We start from the raw sequence: 16,390 nt of genomic DNA on the forward strand, positions 1-16,390 counted from the left end.
GTACCATTTTCGCCGTATTCGGGAGAGCGGTGAACTATCGGCATCTGGCGAGGGAGATGGTGTTGCGGGTCAGATCTCGTTCGCGGCGGTAGGCGCAGTGGCCTCACCAAGCTCATCGGGGGCGGCGACCCGACTCACGGGGTTCCGACTTTCCAGAGTGCGCGCAATCTATCACGGGAGTTCAGTGCATTGGCTGGGTCTTCGGCCCAGAATTTAACGAAGTCATCGTTCACGCCCTCGTACGTGGGAAGTGTCTTCATAACGAGATCATTGGTCCGTCGTTCCTGCCACCGAGACCGATCGGGAAGAGCGCGTTTAAGATCTCTCCGATTGCGGTTGAGTCGTCTGGGTGCCCCTTCGTAGATATACATTGCCGCAATCGCGCATGCCTTGGCGATCAGCATTGACCCTCCCGACGCGGCCGTGGGACCGAAGAAGAGCACAAAATCTGCGACGTTGCACACGCGAACGAATTCTTCGTCTGTGCAGGATTCGATCCAGGGTGCAGCTTCATCTTCGCCGTAATGCCGCAGATCCATCGCGACTACATTAACGTCAGTATGCAGCGACATAACGGGACTTGCTGGTTAATCGACGCGAGGTCTGGGTGCGAGGATGCGGTGAATCTGACGTCGGTTCAGACACGGTGGGGAGCGCCGGATGAAAGATGACACTCATTCATACACGGCGCCACGACTTGCCGCAGCGCGCTGGCAGGGTGCGTTCGCGGCGCGTGCGCTCCATTAGCGGCGCAAACGGTCCCGATAGTGCGGCCGCCTGCCGCAGCGGTCTTGACGCTCGCTCGCAGAGCCCCAGGTCGACGAAGGCCCAGGTCTCCGAGGGCAGAGGCGCGACGCTGGCGTGCGCCCGTCCGCGCACCCCCGCCCCTCCGCCTATCCTGGAGGGCGATGTCGAACTCCCGCGCCGAGGCCGCCTACTTGCGCTCGCTCGGCGCCTTCCGAACGCCGACTCTCGACCTCCTCCACGGGCGCTATGCCCCCTTCGTTGTCGCCGCCCTCTCGCTCGTGTTTACCGTGGACCGGCAGGTCGTCGCGGTCTCGGACGTGCACGCCGAGGTCGGTGAGATCCTCGATGAGCTGCGCGCCTCCGGCTATGACGAGGGGGAGCGGGCGTTGCCGAACGGCACGGCGCGCGAGGTGTGCCGGTACTGGGTCCGCGTCGGCTGGTTGGTGCCGCAGATCGAGGGTGAAGCCGAGGTGTACCGTCTCAGCGCCCACGCCGTGAGCGCCCTCGAGATCACCGGGCGCACGGGCGGCGGTCGCACCCGCGTCTCGAACTCGCGCGTTCGCACGCTGCTGGAGGCGGTCGAGCGACTGGCTGCCGACGTCGATTCCGATCCGGTCACTCGCCTGGTGCGACTCCGCGAGGAACGGGCGCGCCTGGACGCCGAGATCGTCGCGCTCGAGGAGGGCGGCGGCATCGAACCCGCCGACGACGAGCAACTGCTCGAGGAGGCCGAGAACGTCGTGCATCTGGCGCGCGAGCTACCGGCCGACTTCGCCCGCGTGGCGGAGTCCATCAAGGCGATGCAGCGCGACGTGGTTGCCGATCTCCGCCGCGACGTTCGGCCCACCGGCGAGGTGCTGCGCGAGTACCTCGAGCGCGGTCAGCACGTGATGCAGTCCACGAGCGAGGGGCGCGCCTTTGCGGGAGCGTTGCGGCTCCTCGGCGACCCCGAGCGGATCGACGCGCTCGCTGAGCAGCTGCACACGGTCCTCGTCCAGCCGTTCTCGCGCCTGATGGATCCTGCCCAGCGGGCGGAGCTTAGCGCGATCGGTCGGCGAGTGGAGCTGGGCGTGCAGGAGGTTCTCACCGCCCAGCGGCGCGCCTCCCATGTGATTACCGGACAGGTGAGGACTCACGATCCTGCCCGCGATCGGCAGGTGGACGAGTTGCTGCGCGAGGTAATGGCGGGCCTGCAGGAGTGGACGGCCTCGGATGCACCGGTCGTGCCGCTGCGGCACCTACCCGTCGCCGCGATCGGTCACCTTCGCCAGACTCTGGGCGATGTGCGCCCGGCCGACGGACCGGCTCCGCTCACCGACGACGACGGTGCGGCGGAGTTCGTTGACGAGGACAGCCGTGCGTGGGGCGGTCCGCGCTACGCCGAGCTGGAGGCGTATATCGCGGGGCTCGGCGACGAGTTCGACCTCGGCGACGCGTTCAGCGCTGCACCGGAGGAGACACGCCGTCCCGTCGACCTGCTCGGTCTGCTCGAGATCGTGCACCGCACGGGCCTCCGTGAGGCCGACGGCTACTCGGTCGTGCGCGCCCGCCGACCCGACGGGACGACCCGCCGCTTCGCCTTCGGCTCCATCACTGCCCATATCGACAAGGAGACCGAGGATGACTGAGAGTGCCGCGACCGAGGCTTCGGCGGCGACCGAGGAATCCGCCGTCGATCCGTTCATCGCGCCCGTGGCGATGGAGGAGGACCCCGACCAGCTTTTCCCGGGCGACCGCGGTGTCCTCGACGCCGAGGTGCGCCGCGTCCTGGTGCACGTGTTGCAGCGACGGTTCCTCCTCGCCGACCGCCACCGGGAGCAGTGGGCCGTGCTGCTGGAGCATCGGCAGCTGGTCGAGTCGCGGCTCAACGACGTGTTCGTCCGGCTGATTGTCGACCATGAGCGCGGAGTCGCGTACAAGCAGCAGGTGCGCTCCGACGAGATCGAGATGCCGGTGTTGCTGCGTGATCTGCCCTACACGCGAGCCGAGACGCTGGTGCTCGTGCACCTGCGCACGGTGCACCAACGGGAGTCGGCGGCGGGGGAGCCGTCGGCGCGAGTGGATGTCGAGGAGGTCGAGCAGACCGTGCTCAGCTACTTTGCCGACGCCGAGCGGGACACGGCGCGCCGGCAGCGGATGGTGAGGAAGGCGCTGGAGCGCCTGGGCCGGGATGGGATCGTCGAGGAGGAGTCGGCCGGGCGATACCGGATCAGCCCGGTCGTGGAGATTGTGTTGAGCGCGCCGAAGCTGCGGGAGCTGAGCGACTGGCTGCGCGGGCGCGAGGAGGCGCAGGGCGGCTCGGGTGCGGTGGATCGCGGCGATTCCGACGAGGGCGCTGATCCCTTCGACCCCGCGGACTCGCTTGAACACTCCGACGACTCCGCCGCCCCGGACCAGGAGGACGACCCCCGATGACGATGCTCGAGACCCTCTTTGGACTCATCCCCGCCGCCTCGCGCGGGCAGCAGTGGCTCGCCGAGGACCTGCAACTGGTCAACTGGGGCGGCTACGACGGCGCCCACCGGGTGCGCTTCTCGCCCGGCGCGACGCTGTTCTGCGGCGGCTCCGGCTCCGGCAAATCGACACTGATGGACGCCTACATCGCCCTGATGATGCCGCACACCGCGCCGTTCAATGGCGCCTCCAACGGTGGAGTGACGGGGCGGCCGCGCGGCGAGGACCAGCGGAACATACTGTCCTACGCCCGCGGCAAGCTCGACGAGTCGCGCACGGAGGAGGGGACGGCCATGCGCGTTCTCCGCGGCGACGGTTCCGACACCTGGACCGCCGTCGCGATGACCTGGGTCGACCACGACGGCACGCGCTTCAGCGCCCTCCGCGGTTGGTATGTGCCCGCCGGAGCGCGCGTGCTCGAGGAGACCGTGCGCGTCCGCGCGACGGCCGAGGGCGCGATCGACCTCGGCACGCTGCAGGCGGCGGCCGCGCACCGGCTTTCGGACGCGTCGTTGCGCGCGGCTGGCCTGGATCCGCTGGCCACCGACCGCGAATTTTCGGCGCGCCTGCACGCGGTGCTCGGCATTGGCGCGGCGGGCGCGGGATCGAAGGCGATGAGCCTACTCGCGCGCATCCAGGCCGGCCAGCAGATCACCACGGTCGATGACCTCTACAAGCGGCTCGTGCTGGAGGAACCCGAGACCCTTGCCGCCGCCGACGCGGTCGTCGCGCACTTCGATGAGCTGGAGAGCACACGGCTCCGGATGCTCACCGCCAGGCACCAGGTCGCGGCGCTCGAACCGCTGCGCGGACTCCGCCTGCGCATGGCCGCCTCGGCTGAGCGCGTGCGTCTGATCGACGCGCTCGGCGACCTCGACGCCTCCGTCTCCCCGGCCGCGGTCTGGCGGGCGGAGCAGCGGCTCGGCCTTTTGCGCGACGTCGAGGCCGAGCTGCGCGACCGTACCCGAGCGGTCGATGCCCTGCTGCGGGAGAAGCGTGCACTCGCTGAGGCTGCGGAGACGGAGCGTGACGGGCTCGCTGAGGTACTTCGCGTCTCCGGAGGGGATCGGCTCGAGACGGCGCAGCGTGAGCTCCGCGACGTCGAGCGACGCCTCGGGACGGTGCGGGAGAACCGAGCGCGGCTGGACGAGGATCTGCGGGCGCTCGGTGTGACGGAGACCACGCGGGAGCAGTTCGAGGCGGTTGTGGCGAGTGCCATCGACAGCACGGGTACTGCGGAGGCGAAGCGGGACGCCCGCGCGACCTGGTCCGATGCGGTGGCCGAGCGCAAGGCCGCGGCTCGCGACCTCGCCGAGCTCGAAGCGGAGGAGCGCGCCGCCGCACAGCGCCGCGACAGCATTCCGAGGCCATTGCACGAGGCGCGCGAGCGGATCGCGGCGGCGGCGGGGCTCAGCATCGACGACCTGCCCTTCGTCGGCGAGCTAATCGAGGTTCGCGCCGAGTTCGAGCCGTGGCGCGAGGCGTTCACGCTCGCCCTCGGCGGATTCGCCACGACGCTGATGATCGACGTCACCCACCTCGAGCGCTTCCGCGCGGCCATCGACGCGGTTCGGCTCCCCCTCCGACTCCGCTACGAGGGCGTGCAGAGCGGGCTCGAGGAGGTGCGCGGTCTCGATCCGAAGACCCTGCCCGGCCGCCTGGACTATCGGGTCACCCCCTTCACTGGCTGGCTGCAGGACCGCCTCGAAGACCGGTTCGGCTTCGTGTGCGTGGACCGGGCGGACGAGCTGGGCCGGCACAGGCTCGCGCTGACCCTCGCCGGTCAGCTCTCGCAGGGAAAGCGCGGCGCGCACGGCGGGCATGGCGCAGCCAACGTCCTCGGCTTCTCGAATGCGCGGCGTGTGAGCGAACTCGGCGCTCTGGTCGCGACGGCACGCGCCCGCAGCGCTGCCGCAATCGCGAGGGCGCAGGCGGCGGAGGAGGCGCTCGACGCGCTCGATGACCGCCTGACCCGGCTCGCCCGCGTTGCGCGCATCACCTGGGATCAGGTGGATGTCGAGTCGCTGCTTGCCGAGCAGGAGCGATGGAGCGTCGTGGGCGTCGAGGTGGCGGCGGCCACTCCGGAACTCGCCGGGCTGCAGGAGCAGATCGCCGACCTGCGCACGCGCATCGAGCGCCTGCGACAGGAGATCGCGCGCGCCGGCGTCGAGCGCGAGCGCATCGAGGCGGAGTGGGCGATGGTCGTCGATGACGTGGACGCGAGCCAGGCGACGCTCGACGCGGCACAGCGCGCCGAGCGCGAGCTCGACGATGACCAGCGCGCGTTCCTTGACGCGCGCTTCACGCTCACCGACGCCGCGGCATCCGGGAGCGCGAAGGACGTGCTGGTGCGCTTCGATGCGGCCCTCGCGACGGCGGCTCAGCGGCTTGAGGAGGACCGTCGATCGGCCGCGGACGCGCACGAGCAGCAGCGCGAGAGCGCCGGTCGGATCATGGCAGGGTTCCTCGACCGCTGGCCGAACCCCAACCTGCTCGCCGACCCCGACACCTCCGCGGGCGACTTCGAGCGCCTGCTCGACGCGCTCGAGACAAGCGGCCTGCACCGGCTCGAGAGTGAGTGGCGTGACAGCCTGCTCACTCTCTCCGGCAACGACCTGACCAGCTTCGACTCCACTCTTGGCCGCTCGCTCCGCGAAATCCGGGAGCGGATAGAGCCGATCAACGTGATCATGCAGGATCTGCCGTTCTCCGACGACGCTCACCGTCTCCAGATCACAACCCGCGAGAACCAGTCGGAGGTGCGTCGGCGCTTCCGCCGCGAACTCCGCGACGTGCGCGCGCAGATCCAGGCGGTGTCGACGGAGGAGGAGCGCGAGCAGGTCTACCGGCGCATGTCGCGACTCATCCAGCGGCTGCGGCGCACCGCGCCCGACTTCGGCGATCTCGTCGACGTGCGCAACCACGTCCGCGTCAGCGCCGAGCGCGTTGATGCCGTCACCCGCGAGCACGTCGCGCTCTACGACCACATCGGCGAGAAGTCGGGTGGGGAGTCACAGGAGTTGATCGCGTTCATCGTCGGGGCCGCGCTGCGCTATCAGCTCGGGGACGCCGGGGCCGACCGCCCTCGCTACGCCCCGGTCTTCATGGACGAGGCTCTGATCAAGGCGGACGCGCACTTCACCAAGCGCGCGATTGGGGCCTGGCGCGGGCTGGGTTTCCAGCTGGTCATTGGCGCTCCGAACGACAAGTACAGCGCCATTGAGCCGCACGTCGAGGTGGAGTACGACATTCTCAAGGACACCCGCGGCCGCTCGTGGGCGCGGCCGAAGGTGGGCCTGGCGGGGTGAGCCCTACTTCCCGATCTTCGCGTGGCGGCGCGAGTAGGTGAAGTAGATCGCGAAGCCGACCAGCAGCCAGATCAGGAAGCGCAGCCAGGTCTCGACGGAGAGGTTGAGCATCAGGTAGATGCAGATCAGGGCCGAGAGCAGGGGCAACCACGGATTCAACGGGACTCGGAAGCCGCGCGGGAGGTCCGGGCGTTTGCGGCGGAGGACGATGACGCCGATCGAGACCAGCACAAACGCTGACAGCGTGCCGATGTTCACCATCTCCTCCAGCACCCCGATCGGGGTGAGCCCCGCGAGCAGGGCGACGACGATCGTCACGATGACCGAGGTGAACCACGGCGTGCGCAGGCGCGGGTGCACCGCGGCTAAGCGCTGGGGGAGCAGCCCGTCGCGGGCCATCGCGAAGATGATGCGCGTCGCTCCGATCATCAGTGTGAGAACGACAGTGGTGAGACCGGCGACTGCGCCGGCCGAGATCACGGTCGCCATCCAGGTCTCCCCGTGGTACGAGAAGGCGTTGGCCAGGGCGGCGGAGGGGTCGAGTTCGTTGTAGGGGACCATGCCGGTTACCACGAGGGCGACGGCGCAGTACAGGACGGTGCAGATGATCAGAGAGGCGATGATGCCGATCGGCAGGTCGCGCTGAGGGCGGCGGGTTTCCTCCGCTGTGGTCGCGACGACGTCGAAGCCGATGTAGGCGAAGAAGACGAGCGACGCGCCGGCGATGATGCCGCCGACTCCGAAGGTCGCAGGCTCGATGCCCGAGAGGAACTGGAGGAGCGGCTGGGTGAGGCCGGAGGCCGACTGCGACGGTGCAGCCTCGGGGATGAAGGGTGAGTAGTTCGCCGTGTCGATGAACTGCAGACCGGCGATGATCACGAAGAGAACGATGAAGAGCTTGATCGCGACGAGCACGAGGTTGACGCGCAGCGACTCCTTGATGCCGACCGTCATGAGTGCGCCGAGGGCGAGGACCAGGAGGATCGCCGGCACATCGATCGCTCCGCCGTAGGAGAGCGCGGGTGGCAGGACGATGCCCAGCTGCTCCAGCAGCGAGCCGAGGTAGGCGCTCCAGCCCTGAGCAACCACGCTTGCGCCGAGAAAGAGTTCGAGGATCAAGTCCCAGCCGATGATCCAGGCCACCAGTTCGCCAAGGGAGGCGTAGGAGAAGGTGTAGGCGGATCCGGAGACGGGCACCGTGGAGGCGAACTCGGCATAGCACATCGCGGCGAGGGCGCAGGCGAAGGCGGCCACCACGAAGCTGAGCACGATCGCGGGACCGGCGATGTCGTGCGCGGCGCGACCGGTCAGCGTGAAGATCCCGGCGCCGATCACGACTCCGACGCCGAAGACGGTGAGGTCAAGAGCCGTCAGCGATTTCTTGAGCCGGTACTCCGGCTCATCGGTATCGGCGATGGACTGCTCGACGGACTTGGTGCGCAGAACGCTCACGGGCACTCTTTCTGTCGAAGGCGGGGCAGAGGCGCGGAGGCCACTCCGAAGAATAGTGCGGCGGCAGCACCCGCCGTGCCGATCGCGCGCGGCGGTGCCCGCGAGTACTCTCCCTGGCCATGAGCAAGTTTTTCACCACGGCCTTTGGACGTGTATCCGCACGACGTGGCACAGGCGGAGCGGAAGGGCCGCAGGCGGGCCGACGTGGACGAGGCGGTGTGGCTGGCTTACCGGGTTCGATGAGCTCGCGAAGGGACGGCCGCTGGCGAAGGTAGTGCGGCCTGCTCCTGCGGCGGTGTCACGGCGCTGCGCGGGTGCGGGCTCGGGGGTCTGAGGCTCCTCCACAGGTGCGGATCCGCTCGAGCTCTCCACGGATCGCGCTCCGTTCTCTCGCGCACCAAGCCGGCGGAGGAGGGTGTCGGACATGACATCGACTCACCGCATCCCCGCCCATTCGTTCCCCGCCCACTCGTCCACCGTCCGCCGTCGGCGCGACCCCGAGGTCGTCCGCGCAGGCGAACTCCAGGACCTCCTCGCCGCGGTCCCCTCCATGATTGGCATCCGACCGGTGGAGTCCTTGATCGTGGTGCCGTTCCTCGGCACACGTGCTGGCGGTGGCTTCCGCATCCCGATTCCCGAGCGCCTGCACCGAGCGGAGGTCGAGGCACTCGCGCGGGGCTGCACGGCCATGATGGAGACGATGCCGCGTGCGACCGCGGCGCTGGTCGTGCTCTACACCAGCGCGACCTACGCCGAGTCGCGGGGCATCCCTCTGCTCGACCTCGGACGTGCGGTGCTGCGTCGGCTCGAGCGCACGCAGCTCGGCATTGTCGCTGTGGCGTGCGTGGCGGGCGACGGCTGGGGCCGCTACACCGAGCCGTCGGAGTGCCGACAGCCGCGCCCGCTCCTCGAGATTGAGCGGAGCGAGACCGGGGTGCTCGCGAGGGCGGTCGCCGATGACCCGCTCGATCTCGCCGCGTTGGCCGCTCTCCCCGCGGTCGACGAGGCTGACCGGGCGATCGTGGCCCAGGTCCTCGACCGGCCTCCCCTGATTCCGGACACCGTGCCGCTTGTCGAGAGCTGGCTCACCGGGCCGCACAACCCTCGCCGCGAGGGCTTGATCATCCGGATCCTGCAGTCAGCACCGCTGCGTGATCAGGTCACTCTGCAGATCGCCCGCGGGGCCGAGCTAGGTGCGGAGGAGAAGCTGCGCCAGTCACGGCTCGACGCTCTGAGCGCAATACTGGGTGAGACCGTGTCGGACATCGCTGGTCGGGAGTATCTGGCCCGGTCGAGCGACGAGCACGATCTTGAGGCATCGATGGTGATGCTGGGGACCGGGCCGGCCCCGGACCGCGACCGCCTGGTGGTGGCGACCGGCTTGCTCGCCCGCGCCGCGGCACTCGCGCCCGATCAGGCGCGGTCGCCGGTGCTCACCGTGCTCGCGTGGTGCTGGTGGGCGCGGGGCGTGTCGAGCCTCGCGGGGCTCCACCTCGACGAGGCACGGAGGCTTGATCCCGCGAACTCGATGGCTCAGCTCTACGCATCTGTGTTCGAGACTCGGCAGCTACCGGAGTGGGTGCTCGACGCCGCTGCCGAGGCGCTTGCCGCGGTGACCGTCTGAGACGACGAGCGTCTTGGGCAAGAACAGACGCACCTCTTGCAAAGACTGGGGGCGCGCCCTATTTTCCAACCACATGGTTGTAGGTCGTGGTGCGCCGCGCATCCCGCCTGCTCGAGGACTACGAGAAGCTCTGCACGGGGAGGATCCGCCGGATGGCCGAGCTCCTCGACAACGAGGAACGAGCGTCCGGGAGCCGGCCGGCTTTCGGGGACCGAGGAGAGGGAGACGCACGATGACCGTGCTGGAGTCCGTCAAGGACGTCGAAGAACTGACTCTGACCATCACTGCGGAGTTCGAGGCGGGCGTCGACCGCGTCTGGCTTCTCTGGACCGATCCGCGCAAGCTCGAGCGCTGGTGGGGTCCGCCGACCTGGCCCGCCACCTTCGAGCGCCACGAGCCCGTCGAAGGTGGTCAGAGCAGTTATGCGATGACTGGGCCCGACGGCGAAATGGCTCGAGGCTGGTGGCGCGTGACCCGAGTGGAGGAGCCGACGCTGTTCGAGTTCGAGGACGGTTTCGCCGACGAGCACGGTGTTCCGATCGATGCGATGGGGATCACGCGCGCCGCCGTCACGTTCGACGACATCGCTCCGGGCCACACGCGGATGACGATCCGCAGCAGCTTCGAGTCGCGCGAGCAACTCGAGCAGATGGTGTCTATGGGGATGGAGGAGGGTATGCGCCAGGCGATAGGCCAGATCGACGCGGTGCTGCTCGAGGGCTGAGCCGACGGGCGGGGAGGGCGACCGGCGCGCTACTCCTCGTCCGCACCGTCCGTCAGGGCGGCGGCGTACGCGCGAACGGACCGCTGATACCGGGGGAGGGCCGGCGCCAGGGCCTCCAGCGCGGTGCGCAGCGCCTCGTCCGCGCGCCCGGCGCTGTGCAGGGCGAGTGCGAGGAACACCTCGCGTGCGGCGCCGACCGCGGGGTGCGGCGCGGCTCCGGCCAGCAGGGCGATCGCCTCGTCGGTGCGGCCGAGGTTGCGCAGGGTGGAGGCGTACTGGATCGTCAGGCGCGCGCGTCGCTCCTCATCGAGGCCCGCGGCGAGGGCGCGCTCATACTCGACCGCCGCCTCCGCCTCGTGTCCGGCGCTGTCCAGGGCGCCACCGAGCTCGAACGCGGCGACCCCGTCGGTGCCCGGGTAGCGGGCGGCGAGGACGCGCATCCGCTCCACCACGCCATCGGGATCGTCCTGCGCGTCACGGCGATCGACGGCGGCCTGCCACAGCGCGAGCGCGTCCGCGTCGCCCGACTCGGAGGCGGCGAGTTCGGAGGCGCTGATCTGATCGGTCACGGCTTCGACGCTACCGCGGCGCGGCGTCAGCTACGAACCGCTGGTTCGATCACTCCCACCGCGACACCTGCGGTCGGTGCGTTGAATGCTGACGCCGCGCGAACAGGACGGACAGCCATGCGCACCGCTGTCGCGCACCGCTGTCGCTCACCGCCGAGCAACGACACCAAGGCCGCTCACCTCCTCGCTGCGGCCGAGTGACGAGGACGCGACTAGTCTGCCGCGCCGTCGCCGTCCGGCTCGGGGTCGTCCGCCGCGATGACGCCCTCGACCGGGGCAGCGCGACGGCCTGCCTCGATCAGCGCCGTCGAGGCCGCGGCGCCGCCGACGAGGGCGAACAGCGCCCAGCCGGCTCCCCATTTCCGCTTGCCGATCAGTGCGTCGAACGAGAGCGTTCCGGGTCCGTCGGCGACGATCGCGGCCACTGCGGCGACCAGCACGCCGTTGTACTCCCAGCCGCCTCCCGTGTTCCAGAGGCCGTTACTCCAGTGCACCTTGCGCACCGCGGTCACCATCGTCGCGATCAGGCCGGCGGCGGCCAGCGGAGTCGCGGCCCCGAGCGCGAGGGCGGCTCCTCCGGCCGTCTCGGTAACAGCCGCGGCGACCGCGTTGCGACGGGCCGGATGCAGCTCGAGGCTTGTCATCATCTGCTCGGTGCCGTCGAGACCGGGGCCGCCGAATGAGCCCCGCAGCTTCTGCAGCCCGTGACCGACGAAGAGCCCGCCGACGGCGAGACGGAGAATGAGCGAGCCGACCTTCATAGTGACCTCCGGATGGGTTCGGAACGTGTCATGCGAGGTTGGCGGGTCGACCAAGCCCCGGTCAAGGGGTCGCGCGGCGGCCTCAGAGGAGAGTGTAGGCGGAGGCGTCCATCATCACGGTGCCGTCGGTACAGACCTCCAGCTCGGCGGGCGCGCGGACCGCGCCGTCCGCGGCATCCACAACTTCAGCGACCAGGTACGCGGAGGTGCCGACCGTGCAGCCGTACGCGCCGGGCGAGTGCCAGGCGATCCGGACATTCGCTCGCGCACCGGGGAGGAGATCGACCGGGCCATCGGGGTTCGGCCCGGAGGCGTCGGCGACCGCGCTGATCCGAGTGCCGCCGGCATCGGTGGCGTAGACGCCGGGGATGCCGACCAGTGCGCACGCGACCGACGCGGTGTTGGTCAGCACCAGGTCGAAGGCGCTGCTGCCGGCGCCGGACGCTTCGGGGTCGGGCCGGTACTCCATCGCTAGGTCGGATCCCTGGCAGCGCCTCGTCGACGCGGCGGGGGAGGACGCTGGGGCGCGCGATGCGGTTGCCTCGGGAGTGGCCGCGACGGTCACCGTGACCGTCGGCGTCGGCGTCGGTGCGCCCGTCGCGGTACTCGGCGTCGGGAGGGGGCTCCTCAGCGTGGTACCACCAGTGCCCGCGCAGCCGCCGAGAAGGAGAGCCAGTGCTGCTGCCGCCAGCGCTGGGGCGACCATCCGAGACGAGAACATGCTCATCTGCGCAGTCTGCCACCGCGGTCGGCGGTCGGGGCGTTGGATCAGCGACAGCTGTCCCACCCGCGGGGACATGCTGTCCTGACGGCTACGCCTCGGTGGGCGCAGCCTCCTCGCACCGACCATACGAGCTAGAGACGGACGACCATCTTGCCGGTGTTGCCTCCACGCATCATCGAGAGGAACGCGTCGACCGCGTGGTCGATGCCGTCCACGACCGTCTCGTCGTAGGCGATCTGCCCCTCGGCGAACCAGCCGGCCATCAGCCGGTTGAACTCCGGAGCGTGGTCGAGGTAGCCCGAGAGCGTAAAGCCGCGCAGGGTCAGCCCGCGGGTGATGATGGTCGCCATGTTGTCGGGGCCCGGCGTCTTCTCGGTGCTGTTGTAGCCAGCGATCGCCCCGCACAGCGCCGCGCGCCCGCCGTCGCGGAAGGCATCAAGAGCCGCCTCGAGGTGGTCGCCGCCGACGTTGTCGAAGTAGACGTCGATCCCATCGGGCGCGGCCTCGGTCAGCTGCTCGCGCACAGGGGCGGAGTGGTAGTCGAAGGCGGCGTCGTAGCCGTACTTGTCCCTCAGTAGCGCGACCTTCTCGGCCGAGCCCGCGGATCCGATGACGCGCTTCGCGCCGAGTAGGCGCGCGATCTGACCCGCTGCCGAGCCGACCGCCCCCGCGGCGCCCGAGACGAAGACGGTGTCACCCTCCTTCATCCCGGCAATCGCGGTCAGACCGACGTAGGCCGTGAGGCCAGTCATGCCGAGAATCCCGAGGCGGAGGGAGAGCGGGACGCCGGGGATTTCGGGGACGACGCGGAACTGCGACGACTCCGCCTGTGCGATGTCGCGCCAACCGAGCTGGTGCAGGACCGCGCTGCCGACGGGGAACGCCGGGTCGTCTGAGACGGTGACCCGGCCAACCGCCCCGCCGGTCATGGTCTCGCCGAGCGCGAAGGGCAGGGTGTAGCTCTTCACGTCGTTCATCCGGCCGCGCATGTAGGGGTCGACCGAGAGGAAGGCGTTCTCGACGCGGATCTCGCCGGCGGCGGGGTCGCCGTACTCGACGGTGGCCGTGCGGAAGTCTTCCGCAACGGGCCAGCCGTCGGGGCGGCGGGCGAGCTGGATCTGGGTGCTGGTGACGGAGGTCATGGAGCCTTTCGGAATGGAAATGGAGCGGAGAGGTGTTAGAGCGCGAGGCCGACCGCGAGCGCGATCACCGCGAGAAGCCCCGGGGTCATTTGGGTCAGCGCGGCGCGCCGCTTGGTGGGTGCGGAGAGGAGGAGGACGAGCGCGGCGGCGACCATTGATCCGGCGCCGGCGAACACCAGTGCGGCGCCGACCGCCGTGGCTCCGCTCGCTACGGCGATGATGCCGACCGCGATGAGGATCGCGAGGAAGAGATTGTAGAAGCCTTGATTGAAGGCCATGTCCTTCGTCGCCTCGGCCTCGCCCGCGGTGGTACCGAAGGTCGATCGCGCGCGGGGGGTGGTCCAGAGGACCGACTCGAGCACGAAAATGTAGACGTGCAGAGCCGCGGCGAGAGCGGCGAGCACCAGTCCGAGAGCGATCACGACGAGGCCTCCAGGCGATGTCTGCGGCTCGGAGGGCTCCGGGCCGATTGTGTAACGACCAGTGCACAATATACTGAGGCGAGTGGATCGCGCCAGCGCGGCGTGAGACACCGGCAAGGAGGAGGCACCGTGGGTCGCACGCAGGGCTTCGAGACCGAGCAGGTCGTCCGTGCCGCGCGCGCCGTGTTTTGGGAAAACGGCTTCGAGGAGGCGTCCCTCCCGGCACTCGAAGCGGCAACCGGGCTCGGCCGCTCTAGCCTCTACCACGCCTTCGCCAGCAAGCGTGGGCTCTTCGACGCCGCCGTGCAGAGCTACCTTGACGAGGTGGTGCGGCCGCGGCTGGTACCCCTCGTCGCTGCCTCCGGAGCATCGCCGTCGGCCCTTGAGGACTACTTCATCGGACTGCGCGCGGCGCTCGCCGACGCGCGGAACCTCTCGGCCCGCAGCGGCTGTCTCCTCCTGAACGCCGCGGGCGCGCCGATCGCGCGAGACGAGGCGGTGCGCGACGTGATCGCCGACTACCGTGCGGAGTTGCTCCGTGCACTGCGGGCCGGTGCGCTGGCACGCTGGCCGCAAGCGCCTGACTGGGCGTCCGGGCAGGCGGATGTCTTGGTCTCGCTGGTGGTGGCCGCGCTCGTGCTGGCGCGCGTCGATCCGGCGCAGTCTCTCGCGACGGTGGACGCGGCGCTCGCGCTGGTGCGTGCCGCCGCCCCCTGAGTGCTCCTCCGCGAGGCGGAGCCCTCCGCGGATGCCGCGGTACTCGGCGGATGCCCGGATGCACGGTGGCGTCCCGCGGCGTGCGTGCGCAGGGGCGTCGAGCGTGCGCCGCGACCGAGCGCCGGAGACGACGGACGCCGCGTCCAGCGAAACACCGGCCCAGGGGTCCGCGTCAGTCGGTACCGGCGTCGAAGGCGGCGCCCTCGGAGGCGAGGTCCGTCGCCCGGCCGAGCGCATCGGCGGCCGCCGAGCCGCCGCCCTCGGTGATCGCGTCGGCCTCGCCGATCTCGAGTTCGCCGACCAGCTCGGCCGTGGGCCCGCCGACGAGCCCGGCCGCGGCGTACTGCTCGAGGCGCGAGCGGGAGTCGGCGATGTCGAGGTTGCGCATCGTGAGCTGGCCGATGCGGTCCTCGGGGCCGAACGCGGCGTCGCCGACTCGCTCCATCGAGAGCTTGTCGGGGTGGTAGCTCAGTGCAGGTCCGGTGGTGTCGAGGATTGTGTAGTCATCGCCGCGGCGTAGGCGCAGGGTGACCTCGCCGGTCACGGCGGAGCCCACCCAGCGCTGGATGGACTCGCGCAACATCAGCGATTGCGGATCGAGCCAGCGTCCCTCGTACATCAGGCGGCCGAGGCGGCGGCCCTCGGAGTGGTACTGGGCGACGGTGTCCTCGTTGTGGATCGCGTTGAGCAAGCGCTCGTAGGCGATGTGCAGGAGTGCCATGCCCGGTGCCTCGTAGATGCCGCGGCTCTTCGCCTCGATGATGCGGTTCTCGATCTGGTCTGAGACGCCGAGTCCGTGGCGGCCACCGATCGCGTTCGCCTCGAGCACGAGCGCGACCGAATCCGACAACTCGCTGCCGTTGAGCGCGACCGGACGGCCGGCCTCGAAGCGCACCGAGACGACTTCGGAGGCGATCTCGACCTCGTCGCGCCACGAGGCGACTCCCATGATCGGCTCGACCAACTCGAGGCCGCTCGAGAGCTCTTCGAGGCGCTTCGCCTCGTGGGTAGCGCCCCAGATGTTGGCGTCGGTCGAGTACGCCTTCTCGGTGGCGTCGCGGTAGGGGAAGCCGCGGGCGACGAGCCACTCGGACATCTCGGTGCGGCCGCCCAGCTCGTTGACAAACTGCACATCGAGCCACGGCTTGTAGATGCGCAGGCGCGGGTTCGCGAGCAGGCCGTAGCGATAGAACCGCTCGATGTCGTTGCCTTTATAGGTGGACCCGTCGCCCCAAATGTCCACGCCGTCCTCGCGCATCGCGCGCACCAGCAGCGTGCCGGTGACCGCGCGGCCCAGGGGAGTGGTGTTGAAGTAGGTCTTGCCGCCCGAGCGGATGTGGAACGCGCCGCACTGTAGGGCGACGAGTCCCTCCTCCACTAGCGCGCTCTTCGCGTCGACCAGGCGCGAGATCTCGGCACCGTACTGCGCCGCGCGAGACGGGACACTCTCGATGTCGGGCTCGTCGTACTGGCCGATGTCAGCCGTGTAGGTGCAGGGCACGGCGCCTTTCTCGCGCATCCAGGCGACGGCGACGGATGTGTCGAGGCCTCCCGAGAATGCGATTCCGACACGCTCGCCCACGGGCAGACTGCTCAACACTTTCGACATGGCTCCGATTTTAGGAGACGCGCGGACCCGCTCCGCGCCGCCCGGTCGCCGAGTGGCAGGGGGCGGGGCCCGGAGGAGTGCGGTCCGGCCAGATGGGACCCGATGTCCCGTCAAATCGCGCCGCCGTTGTGTCGGGA

13 protein-coding genes are annotated in these 16,390 nt (G+C 69.7%); 6 read left to right on the forward strand and 7 right to left on the reverse strand.

What is annotated here, in order from left to right; translation table 11 throughout:
• Positions 1-908 precede the first annotated feature (908 nt).
• The 3 genes from HRF29_RS00120 to HRF29_RS00130 are packed head-to-tail and all read left to right on the forward strand — an operon-like array spanning position 909 to position 6,509.
• On the forward strand, positions 909-2,375 hold the full coding sequence (locus HRF29_RS00120; RefSeq protein ID WP_173242907.1) for a DUF3375 domain-containing protein: 1,467 nt from the start codon (positions 909-911) through the stop codon (positions 2,373-2,375).
• Positions 2,368-3,162, forward strand: coding sequence for a DUF4194 domain-containing protein (locus HRF29_RS00125; protein ID WP_173242910.1), 795 nt, complete (start codon positions 2,368-2,370; stop codon positions 3,160-3,162). The genes HRF29_RS00120 and HRF29_RS00125 overlap by 8 nt, the downstream gene beginning before the upstream one ends.
• Positions 3,159-6,509, forward strand: a complete 3,351-nt coding sequence (locus HRF29_RS00130; RefSeq protein ID WP_173242913.1) for an ATP-binding protein — start codon at positions 3,159-3,161, stop codon at positions 6,507-6,509. The genes HRF29_RS00125 and HRF29_RS00130 overlap by 4 nt, the downstream gene beginning before the upstream one ends.
• A 3-nt stretch (positions 6,510-6,512) precedes the next feature.
• Here HRF29_RS00130 and HRF29_RS00135 read toward each other — a convergent pair whose 3' ends face one another.
• Positions 6,513-7,961: an amino acid permease gene (locus HRF29_RS00135; protein ID WP_343043586.1), complete on the reverse strand. Its 1,449-nt coding sequence runs from the start codon at positions 7,959-7,961 to the stop codon at positions 6,513-6,515.
• Positions 7,962-8,385: 424 nt separating this feature from the next.
• Here HRF29_RS00135 and HRF29_RS00140 point away from each other — a divergent pair, with 424 nt between their 5' ends.
• Positions 8,386-9,585 carry a DUF4192 family protein gene (locus HRF29_RS00140; RefSeq protein ID WP_173242918.1) on the forward strand — a complete coding sequence of 400 codons (1,200 nt, stop codon included), beginning with the start codon at positions 8,386-8,388 and terminating at the stop codon, positions 9,583-9,585.
• Between the two features lie 232 nt (positions 9,586-9,817).
• Positions 9,818-10,309 carry an SRPBCC family protein gene (locus HRF29_RS00145; protein ID WP_173242921.1) on the forward strand — a complete coding sequence of 164 codons (492 nt, stop codon included), beginning with the start codon at positions 9,818-9,820 and terminating at the stop codon, positions 10,307-10,309.
• A gap of 29 nt (positions 10,310-10,338) precedes the next feature.
• Here the strand turns inward: HRF29_RS00145 and HRF29_RS00150 are convergent, their stop codons facing one another.
• From HRF29_RS00150 to HRF29_RS00170, 5 genes are all read right to left on the reverse strand, one after another.
• Positions 10,339-10,878 (reverse strand): tetratricopeptide repeat protein, encoded by a 540-nt coding sequence (locus HRF29_RS00150; protein ID WP_343043587.1) that lies wholly within the window; start codon positions 10,876-10,878, stop codon positions 10,339-10,341.
• Positions 10,879-11,090: 212 nt separating this feature from the next.
• Positions 11,091-11,639 (reverse strand): DoxX family protein, encoded by a 549-nt coding sequence (locus HRF29_RS00155; protein WP_173242924.1) that lies wholly within the window; start codon positions 11,637-11,639, stop codon positions 11,091-11,093.
• An 82-nt stretch (positions 11,640-11,721) separates the two neighbouring features.
• A complete protein-coding gene (locus HRF29_RS00160) occupies positions 11,722-12,366 on the reverse strand; it encodes a DUF4232 domain-containing protein (protein ID WP_173242927.1) in 645 nt (214 codons plus the stop codon).
• A gap of 128 nt (positions 12,367-12,494) precedes the next feature.
• A complete protein-coding gene (locus HRF29_RS00165) occupies positions 12,495-13,505 on the reverse strand; it encodes an NADP-dependent oxidoreductase (protein ID WP_173242930.1) in 1,011 nt (336 codons plus the stop codon).
• Positions 13,506-13,540: 35 nt separating this feature from the next.
• The gene (locus tag HRF29_RS00170; RefSeq protein WP_173242932.1) at positions 13,541-13,927 is read right to left on the reverse strand and encodes a DUF1304 family protein; all 387 of its coding nucleotides are present in this window, start codon (positions 13,925-13,927) and stop codon (positions 13,541-13,543) included.
• Positions 13,928-14,056: 129 nt separating this feature from the next.
• Between HRF29_RS00170 and HRF29_RS00175 the strand changes: the two genes are divergently transcribed.
• Positions 14,057-14,644, forward strand: a complete 588-nt coding sequence (locus HRF29_RS00175; protein WP_173242935.1) for a TetR family transcriptional regulator — start codon at positions 14,057-14,059, stop codon at positions 14,642-14,644.
• 172 nt (positions 14,645-14,816) lie between these two features.
• Here HRF29_RS00175 and argG read toward each other — a convergent pair whose 3' ends face one another.
• On the reverse strand, positions 14,817-16,253 hold the full coding sequence (argG, locus tag HRF29_RS00180; protein ID WP_173242938.1) for an argininosuccinate synthase: 1,437 nt from the start codon (positions 16,251-16,253) through the stop codon (positions 14,817-14,819).
• Positions 16,254-16,390: the final 137 nt, after the last annotated feature.

The sequence above is a fragment of the Rathayibacter agropyri genome (assembly GCF_013249015.1).
Classification (GTDB): Bacteria; Actinomycetota; Actinomycetes; order Actinomycetales; family Microbacteriaceae; genus Rathayibacter; species Rathayibacter agropyri.